Annotated in this window: 16 protein-coding genes; 11 read left to right on the top strand and 5 right to left on the bottom strand. The window is 73.3% G+C overall.

Going from position 1 to position 22,228, the window contains the following annotated elements; translation table 11 throughout:
• Positions 1-11: 11 nt before the first annotated feature.
• Positions 12-1,823 (bottom strand): alpha/beta hydrolase, encoded by a 1,812-nt coding sequence (locus ACMCNN_RS13725; protein ID WP_412746579.1) that lies wholly within the window; start codon positions 1,821-1,823, stop codon positions 12-14.
• A gap of 211 nt (positions 1,824-2,034) precedes the next feature.
• On the opposite strand from ACMCNN_RS13725, the gene ACMCNN_RS13720 reads away from it, so the two are divergent.
• From ACMCNN_RS13720 to ACMCNN_RS13705, 4 genes are all read left to right on the top strand, one after another.
• Entirely contained in the window at positions 2,035-4,428 is a 2,394-nt protein-coding gene (locus ACMCNN_RS13720; RefSeq protein WP_412746578.1) for a phosphoketolase, read from the top strand.
• Positions 4,429-4,595: 167 nt separating this feature from the next.
• On the top strand, positions 4,596-6,833 hold the full coding sequence (gene pflB / locus ACMCNN_RS13715; RefSeq protein WP_412746577.1) for a formate C-acetyltransferase: 2,238 nt from the start codon (positions 4,596-4,598) through the stop codon (positions 6,831-6,833).
• Positions 6,834-6,865: 32 nt separating this feature from the next.
• Positions 6,866-7,615, top strand: coding sequence for a pyruvate formate-lyase-activating protein (gene pflA / locus ACMCNN_RS13710; RefSeq protein ID WP_412746576.1), 750 nt, complete (start codon positions 6,866-6,868; stop codon positions 7,613-7,615).
• Between the two features lie 132 nt (positions 7,616-7,747).
• Positions 7,748-8,716: a hypothetical protein gene (locus tag ACMCNN_RS13705; protein WP_412746575.1), complete on the top strand. Its 969-nt coding sequence runs from the start codon at positions 7,748-7,750 to the stop codon at positions 8,714-8,716.
• Between the two features lie 76 nt (positions 8,717-8,792).
• Here ACMCNN_RS13705 and ACMCNN_RS13700 read toward each other — a convergent pair whose 3' ends face one another.
• The gene (locus ACMCNN_RS13700) at positions 8,793-9,440 is read right to left on the bottom strand and encodes a response regulator (protein WP_130512921.1); all 648 of its coding nucleotides are present in this window, start codon (positions 9,438-9,440) and stop codon (positions 8,793-8,795) included.
• Positions 9,441-9,601: 161 nt separating this feature from the next.
• Between ACMCNN_RS13700 and ACMCNN_RS13695 the strand changes: the two genes are divergently transcribed.
• From ACMCNN_RS13695 to ACMCNN_RS13665, 7 genes are all read left to right on the top strand, one after another.
• Positions 9,602-10,450, top strand: a complete 849-nt coding sequence (locus tag ACMCNN_RS13695; protein WP_412746574.1) for a universal stress protein — start codon at positions 9,602-9,604, stop codon at positions 10,448-10,450.
• 35 nt (positions 10,451-10,485) lie between these two features.
• Positions 10,486-12,213 (top strand): GAF domain-containing protein, encoded by a 1,728-nt coding sequence (locus ACMCNN_RS13690; RefSeq protein ID WP_412746573.1) that lies wholly within the window; start codon positions 10,486-10,488, stop codon positions 12,211-12,213.
• Positions 12,214-12,335: 122 nt separating this feature from the next.
• Positions 12,336-13,331, top strand: coding sequence for an Acg family FMN-binding oxidoreductase (locus ACMCNN_RS13685; RefSeq protein WP_412746572.1), 996 nt, complete (start codon positions 12,336-12,338; stop codon positions 13,329-13,331).
• A 9-nt stretch (positions 13,332-13,340) separates the two neighbouring features.
• Complete coding sequence (locus ACMCNN_RS13680) at positions 13,341-14,234, top strand: universal stress protein (protein WP_412746571.1); 894 nt, start codon at positions 13,341-13,343, stop codon at positions 14,232-14,234.
• Positions 14,231-15,190, top strand: a complete 960-nt coding sequence (locus tag ACMCNN_RS13675; RefSeq protein WP_412746570.1) for an Acg family FMN-binding oxidoreductase — start codon at positions 14,231-14,233, stop codon at positions 15,188-15,190. Before ACMCNN_RS13680 ends, ACMCNN_RS13675 begins: the two co-directional genes overlap by 4 nt.
• Positions 15,191-15,227: 37 nt before the next feature.
• On the top strand, positions 15,228-15,704 hold the full coding sequence (locus ACMCNN_RS13670) for a universal stress protein (protein WP_412747162.1): 477 nt from the start codon (positions 15,228-15,230) through the stop codon (positions 15,702-15,704).
• A gap of 288 nt (positions 15,705-15,992) precedes the next feature.
• Entirely contained in the window at positions 15,993-17,816 is a 1,824-nt protein-coding gene (locus ACMCNN_RS13665; protein ID WP_412746569.1) for a PAS domain S-box protein, read from the top strand.
• A 1-nt stretch (position 17,817) separates the two neighbouring features.
• On the opposite strand, the gene cydC is transcribed toward ACMCNN_RS13665, so the two are convergent.
• From cydC to cydB, 3 genes are read right to left on the bottom strand one after another with little or no spacing between them, the layout of a single operon-like run.
• Positions 17,818-19,479, bottom strand: coding sequence for a thiol reductant ABC exporter subunit CydC (gene cydC / locus ACMCNN_RS13660; RefSeq protein WP_412746568.1), 1,662 nt, complete (start codon positions 19,477-19,479; stop codon positions 17,818-17,820).
• Positions 19,476-21,197 (bottom strand): thiol reductant ABC exporter subunit CydD, encoded by a 1,722-nt coding sequence (gene cydD / locus ACMCNN_RS13655; RefSeq protein WP_412746567.1) that lies wholly within the window; start codon positions 21,195-21,197, stop codon positions 19,476-19,478. Before cydD ends, cydC begins: the two co-directional genes overlap by 4 nt.
• A complete protein-coding gene (gene cydB / locus ACMCNN_RS13650) occupies positions 21,194-22,216 on the bottom strand; it encodes a cytochrome d ubiquinol oxidase subunit II (protein WP_412746566.1) in 1,023 nt (340 codons plus the stop codon). Before cydB ends, cydD begins: the two co-directional genes overlap by 4 nt.
• Positions 22,217-22,228: the final 12 nt, after the last annotated feature.

Genomic DNA, 22,228 nt, shown 5'->3' with positions numbered 1-22,228 from the left:
CCCGGTCCCGATCAGCCGGCGAACGGCGTACGGTCCACCGGCGGCAGCAGCTTGGGCTCGCCCGGCGCGGGCAGGCCGTGCGCGACGACCTGCTCCGGGGTGGCGGTGCTCAGGTCGAACGACGCCAGCCCGGACTTCTCACCCTGCTCGATGGGCGTGGTGAACGGCTGGGCGTCGCCCTCGCACACCGTCCCGGCCTTCGGCAGGTCCCGGTACAGCAGGTAACGGTCGACGTAGCCGGTCGCGCACGCCGACGTGCCGTACGCGGTGTGGCCCCAGTTGTCGCTGCTCAGCAGGCGGCTGTTGGGCAGCAGGTCGGCGGCCTTGACCGCGTCCCGGTAGTTGGTGGCGGGGTCCCAGTAGCTGCCCACGACCAGCACGGGGTGGGCGGTGCGCCGGTTGAACGGCCCGGTGTAGGCGTCCTCGTCGCGCACGGTCCAGTCGTTGCGGGCGCACGGCACGCTGGCCCACGCCCACGCCCGCCCGAAGTAGGGTGCGCGCCGGTCGGCCGCGGCCGCCTGGCGGGCCCAGCCCTTGGCCGAGGCCGGGTGCCGTCCGTCTGTGCACATGACGGCGGCGTACGCCTCCAGCGAGTTGTCGTACGGGAAGCCCCGGTCGGCGCGCCGTGGGGTGAGCCGCTCCCGCAGGGTGACGGTGGCCGCGGAGATCTCGTCCGGCGTGGCGCCGCGCTGGGGATCGGTCATGGTCCACAGGGCGGCCAGCATGTTCGACAGCCCGTCGCTGCCCTGCGGGTCGTACAGGGCCTCCAGGGCGGCCGTGACGAACAGGGCGTACGTGAAGCGCATGCCCTCGCCGAGGTTCAGCGGCTTGCGCTTGAGCCGGCGTGCGATGGTGCCGAACTTGCGCACCGTGTCCGGGCCGGCGAAGGCGCACTTGGTGGTGCCGGCCCGCTCGCAGCGGTGCAGCAGCTCGATCAGCGCCCGGTACGCGCCGTCGGCCGAGCGCAGCCGCGCGTCCAGGTTCGTGTCACCGGTCCTGCGGTTGCCGACCCAGGCGCGTGGGTTGATCGTGCCGTCGACGACCAGGGCCCGGAACCGGTCGGGGAACATGTTCGCGTAGTACTGGCCGAGTGCGGTGCCGTAGCTGAAGCCGAGGTAGGTGAGCTTGTCGTCGCCGACCGCGCGGCGCATGACGTCCATGTCGCGGGCGACCTCGGCGGTGCTCATCGCCCCGGCCAGTTCCCGGCCGGTGGTGGAGCAGCCGCGGGCGAGCCGGCCGGCCGACTTGACGTACGACTTCACCTGCTTGGCGCCCATCGGGAAGGGCAGGGTGTTGAGCGTCTTGAGGGCCCGGGTCTGCTTGCCGGTGGACGGGAAGCACTGGACCTGGTCGCTGGCGCCGATGCCGCGCGGGTCCACCCCCACGATGTCGAAGCGTTCCAGCAGCGCGTCGCTGAGGAACTCCGGAGCGGCCATGGCCATGTAGGTGGCGGGCACGCCGGGGCCGCCGGGGTTCACGAACAGGCTGCCGATCTTGCGTTCCTGGTCCTTGGCGCGCACCCGCACCAGGGCGAGGGTGACCTGGCGTCCCCGCGGGTTGTCGTAGTCCAGCGGCACCTCGGCGGTCGCGCACTGGGCCCAGCCGTAGCAGCCGTACCAGTCCAGCTTGGGGGTGGGCACCCGGTCGACCCGGCGGGCCTCGGCGGCGCTGGTCCGCGCGGAGGGCGCCGCGTCGGCGGTGGCGGTGGGCTCCGTCGCGGCCGGGGCCGGAGCGACCGGGGCGGCGGTGGCCGGGGCGGTGAGGCCCCCGGCGAGGATCAGGCCTGCGGCACCGGCGGCCAGCAGACGGGAGGAGAGCAGCAAGGGGGGAACCTTCCAGGCGCGGCGCCCCGTACGCGCCGGATACCACAAAGGTACGGATTAGCCCGGTATTTCAGTTCCGCGCAATGGCGTGACCGACCGGACCGGCGCGGCGGGACCTCTGGCCCTGATCGCGGTGAACGCCGCCCGAAAGCATGGTGGCGGTTCCCCCGAACGGGGCACCGCACCGCAGTGCATACGGGAGGATCCGAGCATGACCTCGACCCAAGCCTTGCAAGGGCCGCTGACCGACGACGAGCTGCGCCGGCTCGACGCGTACTGGCGCGCGGCGAACTACCTCACGGTCGGTCAGATCTATCTGCTCGACAACCCGCTGTTGCGCGAACCGCTGAAGCCGGACCACATCAAGCCCCGGCTGCTCGGGCACTGGGGCACCAGCCCCGGCCTGAACATGATCTACGCGCACACCAACCGGCAGATCGTGAACCGGGACCTCAACGCGATCTACATCATCGGCCCCGGCCACGGCGGCCCGGCCATCGTCGCGAACACCTGGCTGGAGGGGACGTACAGCGAGCTGTACCCGTCGGTCAGCCAGGACGAGGCAGGGATGGCCCGGCTGTTCCGGCAGTTCTCGTTCCCCGGTGGCATCCCCAGCCACGTGGCGCCCGAGGTCCCCGGCTCCATCCACGAGGGCGGCGAGCTCGGCTACTCGCTGATGCACGCGTACGGTGCCGCCTTCGACAACCCGGACCTGACCGTGGTCTGCGTGGTCGGCGACGGCGAGGCCGAGACCGGCCCGCTGTCCGCCAGCTGGCTGTCCAACGTCTTCCTCAACCCGGCCCGCGACGGCGCGGTGCTGCCGATCCTGCACCTCAACGGCTGGAAGATCGCCAACCCGACAGTGCTGGACCGCATCGACGAGTCCGACCTGGTCGCGCTGTTCACGGGCTCCGGGTACGAGCCGATCATCGTCAGCGGCGACGAGCCCGCGCTCGTGCACCAGAGCCTGGCCGCCGCGATGGACCAGGCCCTGGACACCATCGCGGCGATCCAGCGCCATGCCCGGAGCACCGGCGACGGCACGCGGCCGCGCTGGCCGATGATCATTTTCCGTACGCCGAAGGGCTGGACCGGTCCGCGCGAGGTGGACGGCATCCCGGTCGAGGGCACGTTCCGCGCGCACCAGGTGCCGCTGGCCGGCACCCGCGACAACCCGGAGCACTTGGCGCAGCTGGAGCGCTGGCTGCGCTCGTACAAGCCGGAGGAGCTGTTCGACCCGATCGGCGCGCCGGTTGCCGAGCTGACCGCCATGCCGCCCAAGGGCATCCGGCGGATGAGCGCCAACCCGCACGCCAACGGCGGCGAACTGCTGCGCGACCTGGTGCTGCCGGACTGGCGCGACTACGCGGTCGACGTGCAGCACCCCGTCCACCCGACCCGGGAGGCGTGCCGGGTGCTCGGCGAGTGGCTGCGCGACGTGGCCCGCGCGAACCCGGACCGGTTCCGGCTGTTCGGCCCCGACGAGGTGGCCTCCAACCGGCTCGGCGCCGCGTTCGAGGTCAGCGACCGGGCGTTCACGGCCCGCTCCACCGAGTACGACGAGCACCTCTCCCCCGACGGCCGGGTCATGGAGGTGCTCTCCGAGCACCTGTGCCAGGGCTGGCTGGAGGGTTACCTGCTGACCGGCAGGCACGGCGTGTTCACCAGCTACGAGGCGTTCATCCACGTCGTGGACTCGATGCTCAACCAGCACGCCAAGTGGCTCAAGACCACCAACGAGATCCCGTGGCGGCGCCCGATCGCGTCGCTCAACTACCTGCTGTCGAGCCACGTGTGGCGCCAGGACCACAACGGCTTCTCGCACCAGGACCCCGGCTTCATCGACCACGTGGTCAACAAGAAGTCCGAGGTGGTCCGCGTCTACCTGCCACCGGACGCCAACACGCTGCTGTCCACCATGGACCACTGCCTGCGCAGCCGCCAGTACGTCAACGTGATCGTCGCGGGCAAGCAGCCCGCGCCGAACTGGCTCGACATGGAGCAGGCCGCCCTGCACTGCCGTCGCGGCCTGGGCATCTGGGAATGGGCCAGCACGGACGCGGGCACCGAGCCGGACGTGGTGCTGGCCTGCGCGGGTGACGTGCCGACGCTGGAGACGCTCGCCGCCGCCGACTTGCTGCGCACCCACCTGCCCGACCTCAAGGTGCGGCTGGTCAACGTCGTCGACCTCATGCGGCTGCAGCCGGAGAGCGAGCACCCGCACGGCCTGTCCGACAAGGAGTTCGACACGATCTTCACGACGGCCCAGCCGATCATCTTCGCGTACCACGGATACCCGTGGCTGATCCACCGGCTCACCTACCGCCGGACCAACCACGACAACCTGCACGTGCGCGGATACAAGGAGGAGGGCACCACCACCACGCCGTTCGACATGGTGATGCTCAACGACCTGGACCGCTTCCACCTGGTCATCGACGTGATCGACAGGGTGCCCGGCCTGGGCTCGCGGGCCGCGCACCTGCGCCAGGCGATGGTGGACGCCCGCCAGCAGGCGCGGGCGTACACCCGGACCCACGGCGAGGACGACCCGAGGATCGCGGACTGGACGTGGCCGACACCGGAGGCGCCGACCAATCCCTGACCGCCCACCGCGGCGCCAGGACGCCGGGCCGCGCGGTCCGGGGTCCTGGCGCCGCCGCATGCACCCCCCGGCTGAGCAGGGCGAGGGCACCGGGCGGACGGGACCTTCGGCCGTGTCCGGCGCGGGCGACCGGTGGAGATGCTGGAGATGGACACGAGGAGGGGCAAATGCAGGCTGAATCGCACGATGCCTGGCGTGGGTTCGAGGGCCAGAGCTGGCGTCCGTCGATCGACGTCGCCGGGTTCATCCGAGACAACGTGACGCCGTACACCGGCGGGGCGGAGTTCCTGGCCGGCCCCACCGAGCGCACCCGGCAGATCTGGGCGACGCTGCAGCAGATGTTCGTGGAGGAGCGCCAGCGCGGGATCTTCGACGTCGACACGCACACCCCGTCGACCATCACCGCACACGCGCCGGGGTACCTGGACCGCGACAACGAGCTGATCGTGGGCCTGCAGACCAGTGCCCCGCTGCGCCGGGCGATCATGCCCGCCGGGGGGCTGCGCATGGTCGAGGGCGGGCTCAAGGCGTACGGCTACGAGATCGACCCGACCGTGAAGAAGATCTTCTCCACGTACCGCAAGACCCACAATGATGGGGTCTTCGACGCCTACCCGGCCGACGTGCTGGCGGCCCGCCGCTCGCACATCATCACCGGCCTGCCCGACGCGTACGGCCGCGGCCGGATCATCGGCGACTACCGCCGCATCGCCCTGTACGGCGTCGACACGCTGATCGCCGAACGCCGCGCGATCAAGGCCGCCGACGACCGCCTCTCCTCGGAGGACGTGATCCGCGAACGGGAGGAGCTGGCCGAGCAGATCCGCGCCCTCGGCGAGCTGAAGGAGATGGCCTCGGCGTACGGTTTCGACCTGTCCGGCCCGGCCACCACCGCCCGCGAGGCGATCCAGTGGCTGTACTTCGGCTACCTGGCGGCCACCAAGGAGCAGAACGGCGCGGCCATGTCGCTGGGCCGCACCTCCACCTTCCTCGACATCTACCTGCAGCGCGACCTCGCCGAGGGCACCCTGGACGAGACCGCGGCGCAGGAGCTGATCGACGACTTCGTGATCAAGCTGCGGATCATCCGGTTCCTGCGCACCCCGGAGTACGACGAGCTGTTCTCCGGCGACCCCACCTGGGTCACCGAGGCGATCGGCGGCATCGGCACCGACGGGCGCCCGCTGGTCACCCGGACCAGCTTCCGGTACCTGCAGACCCTGTACAACCTGGGGCCGGCACCGGAACCGAACCTGACCGTGCTGTGGTCGCCGCTGCTGCCCGAGGGGTTCAAGAAGTTCTGCTCCCAGGTGTCGCTGGACACCAGCTCGATCCAGTACGAGAACGACGACCTGCTGCGGCCCGCGTACAGCGACGACACCGCGATCGCGTGCTGCGTGTCGGCGATGCGGGTCGGCAAGGACATGCAGTTCTTCGGGGCCCGCGCCAACCTCGCCAAGGCGCTGCTGTACGCGATCAACGGCGGCCGCGACGAGCTCACCGGGGCGCAGGTGGCGCCGGTCAGCCCGCCGCTGGAGAGCGACGTCCTCGACTACGAGGAGGTGATGGCGGCCTACGACAAGACCCTGGACTGGCTGGTCGAGACGTACGTCGACGCGCTCAACGTGATCCACTACATGCACGACAAGTACGCGTACGAGCGGATCGAGATGGCCCTGCACGACCACCCGGTGCACCGGTTCCTGGCCACCGGCATCGCGGGCCTGTCGGTCGCCACGGACAGCCTGTCGGCGATCAAGCACGCCCAGGTCAAGGTGCTGCGCGACGCGGAGGGCCACGCGGTCGACTACCAGGTGGACGGCGAGTACCCGACGTTCGGCAACAACGACGACCGGGTCGACTCCATCGCCGTGGACCTGGTGGAACGGTTCATGGACAAGGTGCGCCGCCAGCCCACGTACCGGGGTGCGGAGCCGAGCCTGTCCGTGCTCACCATTACGTCCAACGTGGTGTACGGCAAGCACACCGGCAACACCCCGGACGGCCGGCGCGCCGGGGAGCCGTTCGCGCCCGGCGCCAACCCGATGAACGGGCGCGACAAGCACGGCCTGATCGCGGCGGCGCTGAGCGTGGCCAAACTGCCGTACCGCAGCGCCCGCGACGGCATCTCGCTGACCGCGACCGTGACCCCGGACGGGCTGGGCCACACCCGCGAGGAACGCATCGACAACCTGGTCGGGGTGCTCGACGGCTACACCGACGCCGGCGGCTTCCACCTCAACGTCAACGTGCTGGACCGGGCCACCCTGGAGGACGCCATGGTGCACCCGGAGAACTACCCGCAACTGACCATCCGGGTCTCCGGGTACGCGGTGAACTTCGTGCGGCTCACCGCGGAGCAGCAGCGCGACGTCATCTCGCGCACCTTCCACGGTGCTCTGTGACCCCTGCCCCGAGGGTGACGCCTGCCCCGAAGGTGACGCCTGCCCTGAAACAGATCGTCGGCGCCGTCCACTCCTACGACGTGTCCGTGGGGGTGGACGGCCCCGGCACCCGGTTCGTGGCGTTCCTGGCCGGGTGCCCGCTGCGCTGCCTGTACTGCCACAGCCCGGACACCTGGTACCGGCGCAGCGGCACCGCCACCACGGTGGACGAGCTGATGGAGAAGGTCCACCGGTACGAGCGCTTCGTCAAGATCGCACGCGGCGGCGTGACCCTGTCGGGCGGCGATCCGCTGCAGCAGCCCGACTTCGTCCGGGCCGTGTTCCAGGCCTGCAAGGATCGGGAGCTGCACACCGCACTGGACACCAGCGGCTTCCTCGACGAGCGGGCGGACGACGCCCTGCTGGCCGCCACCGATCTGGTGCTGCTGGACGTGAAGTCCGGTGACCCGCAGACGTACCAGAAGGTGACAAAGACCGGGCGGCTGGCGCCCACGGTCCGTTTCGCGCACCGGCTGGCCGACCGCGGCATCCCGATCTGGGTCCGTTTCGTGCTGGTGCCCGGACTCACGGACGCCGTGGACAACGTGGCCGCGGTCGCCGACATCGTGGCCGGGGTGAGCACGGTCGAGCGGGTCGAGGTGCTGCCGTTCCACACCCTCGGCGCGCCGAAATACGCGGCGCTGGGCCTCGACTACCCGCTCAAGGACACGCCGAGTCCCAGCCCCGAACTGCTCGACCGGGTCCGCGGCCAGTTCCGCGAGCGTGGCCTCGTCGTCACCTGACGTGACGTGTCCGGCAAGGGTCCAAAGCCTCTAGTTCCCCTGAACGGCCCCTCAGTACGGTCCGATCGATCGATCGTTATCGATGGCTCCGCACACCGAGGTGCGGAGAGATGATCGAAGGGGGAACCACTCATGGTTCATCAGGCGCACGCCGGTGGGGGCCGGCGCATCGTCCGCGCGATCGTCGCGGGCCTCGCCGCGATGATCACGATCACGGCGCTCGCGGTGGCGCAACCCGTCGCCGCCAGTGCCGCGCCGCCCACCGCGGCCTGGACCGGCTGGGTACCGGTACCGGGCGGCGGGACGACGGCCGACCAGCCCGCCACCACCGTCTACAACGACACCCAGTACCTGTTCGTCAGGGGGACGGACAACAAGATCTACACCCAGGCCGCCGACGGCGTGTTCTGGTACGGCTGGCGGGAGGTGGCCGGTGGCGGCGCCACCCCGTCCGCCCCGGCGGCCACGGTCTACCAGTCGCAGCTCCACCTGTTCACCCGCGGCACCGACGACCGCATCTACCTCAACCGGCTGAACGGCACGACCTGGTCCGGGTGGTCCCAGGTGCCCGGCGGCGCGACCCGCGGCACGCCGAGCGCGGTGGTCTACCAGAACACGCTGTACCTGTTCGTGCAGGGCACGGACAACCGGGTCTACTTCAGCCGGGACACGAACGGCACATGGAGCGGCTGGTACCAGGTTCCCGGCGGCGGCGCGACGCCCTCGGGTCCCGGCGCGGCCGTCTACCAGAACACGCTGTACGTGTTCGCCCGTGGCACGGACAACCGCCTCTACGGCAACTGGCTGTACAACGGCACGTGGAGCGGCTGGTACCAGGTGCCCGGCGGCGGCGCCACGCCGTCGTCCCCGGCGCCCATCGCGTACCGGGGTTCGCTGGGCCTGTTCGTGCGGGGCACCGACAACGCGATCTACGTCAACGCGCTGACCAACGGTGCGTGGAGCGGCTGGTCGGCGGTTCCGGGTGGCGGCGCGACGCCGTCCGCCCCCGGCCCCGGCGTGTTCCAGGGCTCGCTGGACCTGTTCGTGCGCGGCACCAACAACTCCATCTACCTCAACCGGACCGGGCCGCCCACGTCCTGACCGGCTGAACCGCCCGCCACGGCGCGGGCACAGGGGCGCCCCGGGACCCATCGGTCCCGGGGCGCACCGTGCGGTGTCAGAGCGTGTGCGGGTGCTCCCCCAGCAGGCGGGTGGCGAGCACCGCGGCCTGGGTGCGGCGCTCCAGGCCCAGCTTGGCCAGCAGGCTGGAGACGTAGTTCTTCACCGTCTTCTCCGCCAGGAACATCCGCCCGGCGATCTCCCGGTTGGTCAGGCCCTCGGCCACGTACTCCAGGATCCGGCGTTCCTGCTCGGTGAGCGACGCCAGCTCGCGCGGCTGCTCGACACCGTTGCGGATGCGCTCCAGCACCCGCTGGGTGACCGCCGGGTCGAGCAGCGACTGCCCGGCGGCGACCCGGCGCACCGCGTCCACCAGGTCGGTGCCGCGGATCTGCTTGAGCACGTACCCGGAGGCGCCGGCCATGATGGCGGCGAACAGCGCCTCGTCGTCCTCGTAGGACGTGAGGATGAGCCCCTTGATCGACGAGTCGATGGCGCGTACGTCGCGGCACACGTCGATGCCGTTGCCGTCGGGCAGGCGCGCGTCGAGGACCGCCACGTCGGGGCGCAGGGCGGGGATGCGGCGCGCGGCCTCCTGGGCCGAACCGGACTCGCCGACCACCTCGATGTCGCCGGCCGCGTGCAGCAGATCGGCCAGGCCGCGCCGGACGACCTCGTGGTCGTCGAGCAGGAAAACTCGGATCATTGCTCCTTCCTACCCTGCCGGTGTTCCCATGACCAAGGGACGAAGGTCCCGGGCGGGCCGGACGGCCCGTCCGGACGGGACCAGGCGCCCTGACCGGCGGGCGCGCCACGGCCCACGATCGGGGAACAGACACGGAAGGGGACCCGACTATGCCCGAAAAGATGATCATTGTCGGGTATGACGGCTCGCCGGACGCCAGGGCCGCCAGCCGGTGGGCCATGGACGAGGCCGCCCGCACCGGCGCGGCGGTGCAGCTGTGCTGCGCGTACGAATGGCCGACGTGGTCGCCCGCCGCCGCGACCGTCCCCGTCCCCGCCCCCTGGCCGGACCCCGAGACGGAACGCGCCATCGCGGGCATGCTGGAACGCGCCGCCGCCACCGCCCGGCTCAGCCACCCCGGCGTCCAGGTGTCCACGTCGGTCGCCCACTCCGGTGCCGTCCTCACCCTCATCGACCGGTCGTCCGCCGCCAGCCTGGTGGTGCTGGGCAGCCGCGGGCACACCGCGATGGGCAGCCTGCTCGGCTCGGTCAGCGTCGCGGTCAGCGCCCACGCGCACTGCCCGGTCGTGGTCGTCCGCGGCGCCACCGACCCGGCCGCGCCCGTGGTGGTCGGGGTGGACGACTCCGACTGCACCCCGCCCGCGCTGGCGTTCGCGTTCGCGCAGGCCGCCGCCCGCGGCACGGCGCTGCGTGCGGTCCACGCCTGGACCCCGCCGGGCGACGGCGACCCGCCCACCCCGCGGGTGAGCCAGCAGGAGCAGAACCGGCACCTGACCGCGCTGGTGGACGCCTGGCGCGAATCCTTCCCGCAGGTCGCGGTGACCCCCGAGGTGATCACCGGTGACCCCGCGCACGCGCTGGCGGACAGTAGCGCCGCGGCGCAGCTCGTCGTGCTCGGCACCCACGGCCACGGGGCGTGGCACGGCCTGCTGCGCGGCTCCGTCAGCCAGCACCTCTTGCACCACTCGCGATGCCCCGTCGCGGTCGTCCACGACCTCGCCCATGCATGAGCGGCGAGCGCCGGACGCCCCGCTAGCATCGGCTCATGGTCGGCACCCCGGACATGGGTAAGTCCGCGCACGAACCGCCCTCGCTGGGCCTGTCCCCCCTGTCCCGGGTACGCCTGGACGAGCTGCTGCAGGAGACCCTCGACCGGGTCGGCGAGATCGTCGCCAGCCGGGAACGGTTGCGCGCCCTGCTCGACGCGGTCGTCGGCATCGGCACCGACCTCGACCTGCGGATGACCCTGCAACGCATCGTGCAGGCCGCCTGCGCGCTGGTCGGCGCCCGCTACGGCGCGCTGGGCGTGCTCGACCCGGGCGGGCGGGAGCTGTCGGACTTCATCACGCACGGCATCGACGAGAAGACCCACGCCGCCATCGGGGACCTGCCCCGCGGCCGGGGCGTGCTGGGCCTGCTCATCACGGATCCGAAGGCCGTACGGATGCCCGACATCACCACCCACCCCCGCTCGTACGGGTTCCCGCCGCACCACCCGCCGATGCACAGCTTCCTCGGCGTGCCGGTGCGCGCCCGCGACCAGATCTTCGGCAACCTGTACCTGGCCGAGAAGATCGGCGCGGACGAATTCGGCGAGGACGACGAGGAGATCGTCGTGGCCCTGGCCGCCGCCGCCAGCATCGCCATCGACAACGCCCGCCTGTTCGCCCTCGCCCAGCGCCGGGAACGCTGGCTGGCCGCCACCGCTGAGATCACCTCCGTGCTGCTCGGCACGGTACGCCGCACCGAGGCGCTGCGGCTGATCGCCCGCCGCGCCCGCGAGGTCGCCGACGCCGACCTCGTCCTGGTGCTGCTGTACGACCAGGACGACGCCCGCTACACCATCGAGGTGGCCGACGGCTCCGACCCGTACCCGGGGGCCCTGCTCGGAAAGCAACTGGCCGCCGACGGCGACGCGCTCGACGCGCTCGGCCACGAGAAGTACCGGGTGGTCGACAACCTGCGCACGGCCGCCGAGTGGCCCGGCCCGGTGCCCGACGGACCGGCCATGGTGGCCCCGCTGGCCGGATCGGACACCGTCCGCGGCGTACTGATCGTCGCCCAGCGCCCGGGCAGCGGACCGGGCGACGGCGACGACGCGGCCCTGCTGTCCAGCTTCGCGGGACAGGCAGCCCTGGCGCTGGAACGCGCCCGCGCCCAGGACGAGCGGGAACTGCTCGTCGTCCTGGAGGACCGCGAGCGCATCGCCCGCGACCTGCACGACGTGGTGATCCAACGGCTGTTCGCCACCGGCATGCACCTGCAGGGGGTGGCCCCGCACGCGCTGCGCCCGGAGGCGGCCAAACGCATCAACGCCGCCGTGGACGACCTGGACGCCACCATCCGCGACATCCGCCGCTCGATCTTCGAGCTGCGCGCCCCCGCGGGCGCATCGCTGCGCACCGAACTCAGCGAGGCCGTGCAGGCCGCCGCCGACGCGCTGGGGTTCCGCCCCGTCCTGGACGTCTCCGGGCCGGTGGACAGCGTGGTGCCCGACGACGTCGTGCCCGAACTCATGGCGGTGCTGCGCGAGGCGCTGTCCAACGTCGCCCGGCACGCCCGTGCCACCGCCGTGCGGGTCTCCGTGCGCGCCAACGCGGAGCAGCTGAGCCTGTCCATCGAGGACGACGGTGTCGGCGCCGACCCGGACCAGGCCCGCGGCGGACTGGTGAACATGGGCGAGCGCGCCACGGACCTCGGCGGCAGCTTCGAGATGGGCCGCGGCAGCAGCGGCGGCACGATCGTGACCTGGCGGGTTCCCCTCTCCGAATGACAGCGGAATCCGGCTGCGGCTCCCGGTCGCCGGAGGACCGGATGACAGGGGTCTTTCGGCCCTGAACGGACAGCCGGGCCAACAACGATCGTGAGGGGAGACCCAGCAGGAGGTTTCCCACCATGACCGCTCCGTCCGAGCACGGCACGCGCCAGCGCGCCACCGAGGTCCTCGCCGACGCCGCCCGCGCGTCGCTGTCCGCCCCGTCGGTGTTCAACACCCAGCCGTGGCGATGGCGCATCACCGGCGACACGGCTGCCCTGTACGCGGACCCGGCCCGCAAGCTGGACGCCACCGACCCGGACGGCCGGCTGCTGCTGCTCAGCTGCGGCACCGCCCTGCACCACGCCCGCGTCGCCCTCGCCGCCGCCGGATACCAGCCGCACGTGGTACGCGAGCCCGACGGCGACCCGCACCTGCTGGCGCTGGTCACGATCGGCGAGCCGGGCCGGCCGGACCCCGCCGCGCAACGACTGGCCGAGGCGATCCCCCGCCGGCGCACCGACCGGCGGGCGTACAGCGAACGCCGGGTGCCCGACGAGGTGCTGGCGCACCTGCGGCAGGACATCGAGGCGCAGGGCGCCTACCTGCACGTCGTCCGGCGCGACCAGATGCCCATGCTGGCCACCTCCTCCGGCCGGGCCGCCGACGCGGAACAGCAGGATCCGGCGTACCGGGCCGAGCTGGAGCAGTGGACCCACCGGCCCGAGGGCAGCGGCGACGGCGTACCGGCCGCGACCGCGGTGCGGCCCTCGGCCCGCCGGGTGCCGGTACGCGACTACGCACCGGACGGCGACGCGGGCCTGGACCCCGGTGACGGCTTCGACCTGGGCGCCGCGTTCGTGGTGCTGTTCGGCCTCACCGACCACCCGGCCGACGTGCTGCGCGGCGGGGAGGCGCTGTCCGCGCTGCTGCTGTCCGCCACTGCCGCCGGTCTGTCCACCGCGCCGCTGAGCGACACCATCGAGGTCGACTGGCCCCGGCACCTGCTGCGCGAACTGCTGGCCGGGGTCGGCGAGCCGTACGTCGTGGTGCGCCTGGGCTACCTGGACCCGGCGGAGCCGCTGCCGGCCTCGCCCCGGCGCACCCCCGCCGACGTCATCGAAATCGTGGAGTAGGTGGTTTCCATGGTCGCCACGGTGGCTGCCGGTGTCGGCGGGGCGGGCGGATGGCAGACCCTGGCCTGGGCGTCCGAGCAGGCCGCCGGTCAGGCCGGCGTACGGCTGGAGCTGCTGCGGGTGGCCGAGCCGGGCTCCCCGCTGGCCGCGCTCGCCGGCGAACCGGCACCCGCCCGGCTGGAACTGGCCGACCCCGCGCTGTCGCGGGCGCTGTCGGCGACCCGTACCCAGCTGGGTGGGCAGCGGGTGCACCTGCGCATCCTGGTCGGCGACCCCGGCACCGAACTCGCCGCCGCGTCGTCGGGCGCGGACCTGCTGGTCATCGGCTCCGGCGGGGCCGGCTCCACGGTACGGCGCATCGTGCACCACGCGCGCTGCCCGGCGGTCGTGGTACGCCCGGTCCGCGCCGGGCGCGGGGCGCCGCTGGCCGGGCACGTGGTGGTCGGCGTCGACGGCAGCGCCGCCGGACGGGCCGCCCTGCGGTTCGGCTTCGCGTACGCGGACGAACACCGGTTGCCGGTGGCCGCGGCGCACGTCTCCGCGCAGACCGCCGACGACTACTTCTACGACGAGATCACCCTGTCCACCCACGTCGCCTCGGAGCCGGCCGCCCTGGAGCTGCTGGGCCACGAGGTGAAGCCGTGGATGCTGCGATACCCCCGGTCACGGGTGCGCCGGGCCGTACTCAACGGGCGGGTCGCCGACGGCCTGCGCCGCGCGGGCCTCGGCGCGCACCTGCTGGTCGTGGGCGACAAACACCGGGGCCTGCTGGCCCGCACCCGGACCGGCGATGTGCCCCTGGCGGTCGCCAGGCGCGCCGGCTGCCCGGTCGCCGTGGTGCCGTTCGACCGGGACGAGTTCGAGCGGGGAGAGTACGACCGAGGAGAGGACCAGGTACCGTGACGGCCCGCTACACCGAAGCCGACCTGCGACGGGCCGCCGCCGCCGGGATCCGCGCGCCGTCGCTGCACAACAGCCAGCCGTGGTTGTTCCGGTTGCGCGACGGCGGCATCGAGGTGCTGGCCGACCCGTCCCGCCAGCTCGCCGTGGCCGACCGGGCGGGCTGGGCGCTGCGCGTCGCCTGCGGGGCGGCCACCTTCAACGCCCGGCTCGCGCTCGCGGCGGCGGGTACCCCACCCGAGGTGAGCCTGCGTCCGGCCGACGCCGACCCCGAGGTGCTGGCCCGGTTGACACCGGCCGAGCCGCGCCCACCCACCTACCGGGAGCAGGACCTGTGCGCGGCGATCCCGCACCGGTTCAGTAACCGGCGCCCGTTCTGGCCGAACCCGGTGCCCTCGGAGGTGCGGGCGCTGCTCATCGAGGCCGCCCGGGCTGAAGCGGGCTGGCTCGACCTGCTGGTCGGGATGACCGCGCTCAGCGGCTTCGCGGAGATCGCGCAGAGCGCCGACCGGGTGCTCCGGCGCAACCCCCGCTACCAGGCGGAGCTGTTCAGCTGGGCGCACTCGGACACCGCGCTGGACGGCGTACCGGTGACCGCGGGGGCACCCAGCCCCGAACCGCAGGACCTGCTGCCGACCCGGCCGTTCGCGGAACACCGCCGCGCACCGGGCCGCGACTTCGAACCGGAGCCGCTGGTGGCGATCCTCGGCACCGCGGGCGACCGGGCCGTCGACCAGCTCCAGGCCGGGCAGGCGCTGCAGCGGGTCCTGCTGACGGCCACCGACGCGGGCCTGGCCAGCTCGATGATCTCCCAGCCCATCGAGGTGCCCGCCGCCCGCGAACAGCTGCGCCGCTCGCTGGGCCGCTTCGGCACCCCACAGATGGCGCTGCGCATCGGCTACGGCCAGCCCGGCCAGCCGACGCTGCGCCGCGACCTCGCGGAGGTCATCGTCGACTGATCGGGGCCACCGTCAGCGCAGGAGGGACGTGACAGCGATGACCGACAGTTACCTGATCGTCGTGGGCGTGGACGGCTCGGTGGGCAGCCGGCGCGCCCTGGAGTGGGCCGCCCGCGAGGCCGCCACCCGCGGCGGCGCGGTCCAGGCGGTCATCGCCTGGTCGTGGGACGGCATCGAGTACGGCCCGATGACCGCCACCCGCCCCGACGAGGAGGCGCAGCGGGCGGCCGAGCTGCTGGACCGGGAGGTCAAGACCCTGGCCGAGCGGCGGGGCACGGCCCAGCCGGTCGCCGCGGAGGTGATCGAGGGCCGCGCCGCCGACGTGCTGAGCGCCGCCGCGGCGTCCGCGGACCTGCTGGTGCTGGGCAGCCACGGGCACAGCCGGGTACGCCACACCGTGCTCGGCTCGGTCAGCGAGGAGTGCATCCGGAAGGCGACCTGCCCGGTGGTGGTGATCCCGGTGCCGTCCGAGCGGCCGGAACCGGCGAGGGAGCCCGCCCTGCGCGGACACTGAGGCTCGACCGTTGGGACCCCGGTTGTCCGGAGCCGACCACCCGCCGCACCCACGCTGAGCAGGGCCGGAATCGCCGTGTGCGGTGGGTGCCCGGCACCGGCGTGTCATCCTGAGGCGACAGCAGGGTCACCACCGTCCGGCGGCCGGCGGAGGGACGGCTACGCCTCCGGTCGACAGGTCGGATGGGGTCCGGCGAGCGTCCGGCCCGGTCCGCGGGGGCTGCACATGAGGTATGGGCATTGGCGGCGTGACCGCATCAGGGCGGGTCACGACCAGTGGCGGAACGCGGTGATCGCCGCCGCCGTGGCGATCGTCCTGGCCGTCGGCATCGCGGATCTCGCGACCCCGCCGGAGCTGATGCTGTTCGGGGTGGCCGCGATCGGCCCGGCGTTCGCGGCGGCGTCGGCCCGCCCGCGGGCGGTGGCCGTGGTCGGGACCCTCGCCCTGCTGGTCGCCTGGGGCACCTCGACATGGCAGGGGCTGACAGGGACCGCCGATCAGGTGCTGCGCCTGGCGGTCATCGCCGGACTGACCGGGCTGGGCGTCGCCTTCGCCCACCACCAGCGCACCCTGGAGAACCGGGCCTACCGGGCCGCCGAGGACGAGTCGCGGCTGGTCGAGATCGTCCAGTCGTCGGAGGACGCGATCGTCACCTCCGACCTGCACGGCACGATCACGTCGTGGAATCCCGGAGCGGAGCGGCTGTACGGCTACCGTGCCGACGAGGCGATCGGCGAGTCGGTCCAGATGCTGTTCCCGCCCGACCGGGTGGCCAACTTCCCGCTGTCCCTGGCCAGGATCGCCAAGGGTGAGCGGATCGCCCACCTCGAGTCGCGGCGCGTCAGCAAGGACGGCACCCTCATCGACATCTCCGCCAGCGTCTCACCCGTACGCGACAGGCACGGCACGGTGATCGGCGTCGCCGCCACCGAACGGGACATCACCGACCGCAAGCGGTTCCTCGAACGCTCCGCCCGCGCGGAACGGATGGAGAGCCTGGGTCAGCTCGCCGGCGGCGTGGCCCACGACTTCAACAACCTGCTGGCGATCATCCTCAACTACGTCGACTTCGCCCTCGAGTCCGCCGACGCGGAGACCCGCGCGGACCTGACCCGCGCCCGTGCGGGTGCCGAACGCGCCCGGGACCTGACCCGGCAGCTGCTCCTGTTCGCCCGCCAGGAGCCCGCCACCACGGAGAACATCGACCTCAACGCGGTCCTCGACGAGACGCACGCCCTGCTCGACCGCACCATCGGCGCGCACATCCGCCTGGTGACCCGCCCCGCCACCGAACCGTTGGTCATCCGGGCCGACCGTGGCCGGGTCGAACAGATCCTGCTCAATCTCGTCATCAACGCCCGGGACGCCATGCCGGACGGCGGCGTCGTCGTCATCGAGGCCGCCACCACCGACCTCGCCGCGGATCCGACCCGCCAGCCGCCCCTGCCGCCCGGCCAGTACGCCCATCTCACCGTCAGTGACACCGGTACCGGCGTGCCCGCCGACGTGGCCGCCCACATCTTCGAACCGTTCTTCACCACCAAGGGCAGGCACCGCGGCACCGGGCTGGGTCTGGCCACCGTCTACGGCATCGTGACCGAGGCCGGCGGCAGCATCAGCGTCAGCTCGGAACCCCACGTCGGCACGACGTTCCACATCCTGCTGCCGCTCACCGCGAGCACCGAGGCGGCGCAGAGCACGGCCGTCGAGCCGGGGCCGCGCGGCGACGGCCGGCACGTCCTGCTGGCCGAGGACGACAGCGAGGTGTGCCAGATCGCCGCCCGCATCCTGCGGGCCCACGGCTATCGGGTCACCGAGGCCCCGGACGGTCGTGCCGCCCTCGCTCATCTGGCCGAGCAGCCGTTCGATCTGCTGCTCTCGGACGTCATCATGCCCGGCATGTCGGGGATCCAGCTCGCCGACGCCGTCCGGCGCGAGCATCCCACCGTCGCGGTGCTGCTGGTGTCCGGCTACAGCGCGGAGAGCGCCGAGGTGCGGCGCCTGCTGGCCACCGGGACCCCGATCGTCTACAAGCCGTTCACCGCCGAGGAGCTGCTGCATGCGGTCCACCGGGCGACGCTCACCCCGCATTCCACCCCGGCCCGCCCCTGAATCAGCCGGTGGTGGCCGCGGCCAGCGGCGTGCCCACGCGGATCACGTCGTCCATGTCGGACAGTCCGTCGGTGCGGTGGGTGATGAGCAGGACCGCCCGATCCCCGGCCGCGCTCAGCAGATCCCGGATGAGCGCCGCGGCGGTCGCCTCGTCCAGGTGTTCGGTGGGCTCGTCGAGCACGAGGATGCGGAAGTCGGCCAGCAGCGCCCGCGCCAGGGCGAGTCGCCGGCGCTGGCCGCCGGAGAGCGTCACGCCGTGCTCCCCCACCGGGGTGTCCAGGCCGAGCGGCAGGGTGTCCACCCAGTCGAGCAGCCGGGCGTCCGCGAGCGCGGACCGCAGCTGCGCCGTGCTGGCGTCGCGCCGGCCGATCCGCAGGTTCTCCTCGATGGTGGTGTCGAACAGGTACGCGTCCTCCGGCAGGTAGCCGACGACGCGGCGGACCTGGTCGGCGGGGATGCGGCGCAGGTCCACTCCGTTGAGGGTGATCCGCCCGGCGCACGGGTCGAGCCAGCGGACCAGCAGGGCCGCGACCGTACTCTTGCCGCTGCCGCTCGGCCCGACCAGGGCGACCCGGCGACCCGGTCCGAGTTCCAGGTCGACGCCGTGCACCACGGGCCGGCCGGTGATCCAGGCAGCGCTGACTCCGGACACCCGCAGCGTGTACGGGCCGTCGGGCATCTCGGCGGGATGCTGCGGCTCGGCCACCGGGTCGGGGGCGGCGCACACCTCGGCGAGGCGGCGCAGCGCGCTGCGGGCACCCGCGTACCGCTGGGCGGCGGCCGGCAGCCCGGCTGCGGCCTCGAACACGGCCAGCGGCGTGAGCACCACGACGGCCAGCAGTTCGCCCGGCAGGGAGCCCGCGCGGACGGCCACGGCACCGGCGGCCAGCCCGGCCACCACGCACAGTCCGGTGGCCAGCGCACCCACCGCGGCCGAGATGCCCGCGGACCCGCTGGAGCGGCGCTGCGCCTCGCGCAGCCGCCCGTCGGTGGCGGCGAGGCGGGTCAGCTGGGCGTCGGCGGCGCCGTACGCGACGAGGTCGGGCAGGCCGTGCAGCAGGTCGACCACCTCGGTGGCGAGCTCGCCCCGCAGCGGGGCGAGCCGCCCGTCGGCGCGGCGGACCGTGCCCGCCTGCAGCAGCGGCACGAGCAGGCCGACCGCCAGCAGACCGGCGGCGAGGGCGACACCCGCGGGCGGGCACAGGACGCCGACGAGCGCGACCGACCCGGCACCGACGAGGGCCGCGACCGCGTACGGCAGCACCACCCGGATCAGCAGGTCCAGCACGGCGTCGACGTCGCCGACCATCCGCTGCACCAGGTCGGCGCGCCGGTACGGGGCCAGCCCGGCCGGGCCGAGCCGTTCCAGCCGGGTGTAGAGCCGCACACGCAGCGCGCCGAGCACCCGCAGGGCTGCGTCGTGCCCGACCAGCCGCTCCGCGTAGCGCAGCACGCCGCGGCTGATGCCGAACGCGCGCACCGCGACGATCGCCACCATCAGATGCAGCACCGGGGGATGCAGCGCGGCGCGGGAGATGAGCCAGGCAGCGGTGGCCATCAGCCCGACGCCCGCCCCGGCCGCGGCCGCCCCCGCCAGCACCGCCACGGTGAGGCGGCCCGCGGCCGGGCGGGTGACCGTGCCCAGCAGCCGCCACCAGCTCATCGGGCACCCGCCAGGGCGGGTGCCAGCGGCACGACCCGGTCGGCCAGGGCGATCAGCTCGGGCCGATGTGCGGCCACCACGACGGTACGGCCGTGCGCGAGCCGCCGGATCGCGGCCATGACCGTGGCGGCGGTGGCGTCGTCGAGGTTGGCGGTGGGTTCGTCGAGCAGCACGATCGGCGCGTCGCGCAGGAACGCCCGGGCCAGCGCGAGCCGCTGTCGCTGCCCCGCCGACAGTCCGGCGCCGTCATCGCCGAGCACGGTGTCCAGCCCGCCGGGCAGGGCGGCGACGGTCTCCGCGATCCCGGCCTGCTGCAGCGCCCACCAGATCCGATCATCGCCGGCCGGGGCCGCGGGATCGTCGCCGCGGAAGGCGCCATCCGAGGCGCCATCCGAGGCGCCATCCGAGGCGGCTGCCGCGCGGAGGGTGACGTTGTCGCGGATGGTGGCCGCGAACAGGTGGGGGCGCTGCGGCACCCAGGCGATCCCGCGGCGCCACCGCGCCGGGTCCATGTCGGACAGCGGGACGCCGCCGACCGTGACCCGGCCGCGGGTGGGCGCCACGAAGCCGAGCAGCGCCCCCAGCGCCGTGGATTTGCCGCAGCCGCTGGGGCCGGTGAGCGCGACGATCCCGCCGGGGGCGATCCGGGCGTCGAGGCGCAGCGCGGCCCCGTCACGGCCGGGATGGGACACCTCGACGTCGTCGAAGACCAGCTCGGCCGTGGCCGCGTCCGGGGCCGCCCGGCTGCCGGTCGGCGGCACCGGGGTCTCCAGCGCCGCGAACACCTCCTCCGCGGCGGCCAGCCCCTCCGCGCTGGCGTGGTAGTTCGCCCCGACCGCCCGCAGCGGCAGGTACGCCTCCGGGGCGAGGATGAGCACCAGCAGCGCGGTGGACAGGTCCAGGTGCCCGGCGACCAGCCGCAGGCCCACCCCGACCGCGACCAGCGCCACGGACAGGGTGGCCAGCAGTTCCAGCACCAGCGAGGAGAGGAACGCGGTGCGCAGCGTGCGCATGGTGAGCCGGCGCTGCTCGTCGCTGATCCGCCGGATCGTGGCCGCCTGCGCCCTGGCCCGGCCGAACAGTTGCAGGGTGGGCAATCCCGCGACCACGTCGAGGAAGTGCTGCGACAGGCGGGTGAGCAGCCGGAACTGGCGCCGGTTCGCGGCCTCCGTGTGCCAGCCGACCAGGGTCATGAACACGGGGATCAGCGGCAGGGTCACCGCGATCGTGAGGGCGGCGACGAGGTCCGCGGGCAGCAGGCGGGCCAGCACGATCGCCGGGACCAGCGCGGCCAGCACGAGCTGCGGCAGATACCGGGCGAAGTACGCGTCGAGCGCGTCCAGACCACGCGTGGCCAGGGTGGCGTATCCGCCGGTTCCGGGACCGCCGGGCCGGGCAGCCGGGCCGAGCCGCGCGAGGTGGGACAGCAGGCGCCCCCGCAACTCGGTCCTGACCCCGGCCGCGGCGCGGGCGGAGGCGACCTCCTGCGCCCAGCACAGCGCGGCCCGGGCCGCGACCACCACGGTCAGCCAGACCAGGGTGGAGCCCAGCGCCGCCGGTCCGGCGCCGTGCAGGAACACGGCCGTGATCCCGTCGGCCAGCAGCGTCGCCTGCGCCACCACGAGGACGGCCAGTGCCGCCCCGATCCCGGCCGTGACCACCAGGTACGTCCGGGTGGTGCGGGCGTGGCGCAGCAGCCGCGGGTCGAGCGGCTTCACGCGGGTTCCCGGGCGGGCACCGCCGCCGGCGGGATGTGCTCGACGGTGAGCCGCTTGCGGAACACCCAGTACGTCCAGCCCTGGTAGCCCAGCACGATCGGGGTGAACGCGAGCGCCACCCAGGTCATCACCCGCAGGGTGTACGGCGTCGAGGAGGCGTTGTGCACGGTGAGGCTGTTCGCCGGGTCGACGGTGGACGGCATGACGTCCGGGAACAGCGTGACGAACAGCGCGAACGTGGCCAGCACGAGAGTGGTCCCGGTGGCCAGGAACGCCCACCCCTCCCGGCGCAGCCGGGCCGCGATCACGGCCCCGACCAGGGCGAGCGCGGCCAGTCCGGACAGCACCGCGCCGCCCACGTCGCGGTGGGCGAGGGCGGTCCACAGCAGGAAGCCGCCCGCGACCACGACCGCGGGCAGGCCGAGGGTGGCCGCCAGCCGCCCGGCGCGGTGCCGCACGTCGCCGTCGGTCTTCAGGGCCAGGAACACCGCGCCGTGCAGGGTGAACAGGGTCAGGGTGGTCAGGCCGCCGAGCAGCGCGTACGGGTTGAGCAGGTCGAGGAAGGTACCCACGTACTCGTGGTCGGCGTCCAGGCGTACGCCGCGCACGATGTTGCCGAACGCCACGCCCCACAGCAGCGCGGGCACGGCGCTGCCGCCGATGATGCACAGGTCCCACCGGTGCCGCCACTTCGCGTCGTCGACCTTGCCGCGGTACTCGAAGGCGACCCCGCGCAGGATCAGCGCCACCAGGATGATCAGCAGCGGCAGGTAGAAGCCGGAGAACAGGGTGGCGTACCACTCGGGGAACGCGGCGAAGGTGGCGCCGCCCGCGACGAGCAGCCATACCTCGTTGCCGTCCCAGACCGGGCCGATGGTGTTGATCAGCAGGCGGCGTTCGCGGTCGTCGCGGCCCAGCACGGGCAGCAGGATGCCGACGCCGAAGTCGAAGCCCTCCAGCAGGAAGTACCCCGCCCACAGGATGGCGATCAGTGCGAACCAGACGGTGGTGAGTTCCATGGGTACGCAGTC

Origin of the sequence: Krasilnikovia sp. MM14-A1004 (assembly GCF_047159485.1) — a bacterium.
In the GTDB taxonomy this organism is placed as follows: Bacteria; Actinomycetota; Actinomycetes; order Mycobacteriales; family Micromonosporaceae; genus Actinoplanes.
Note: the sequence above shows the minus strand (reverse complement) of the source record. Positions and strands in the feature narration are given on the sequence as shown.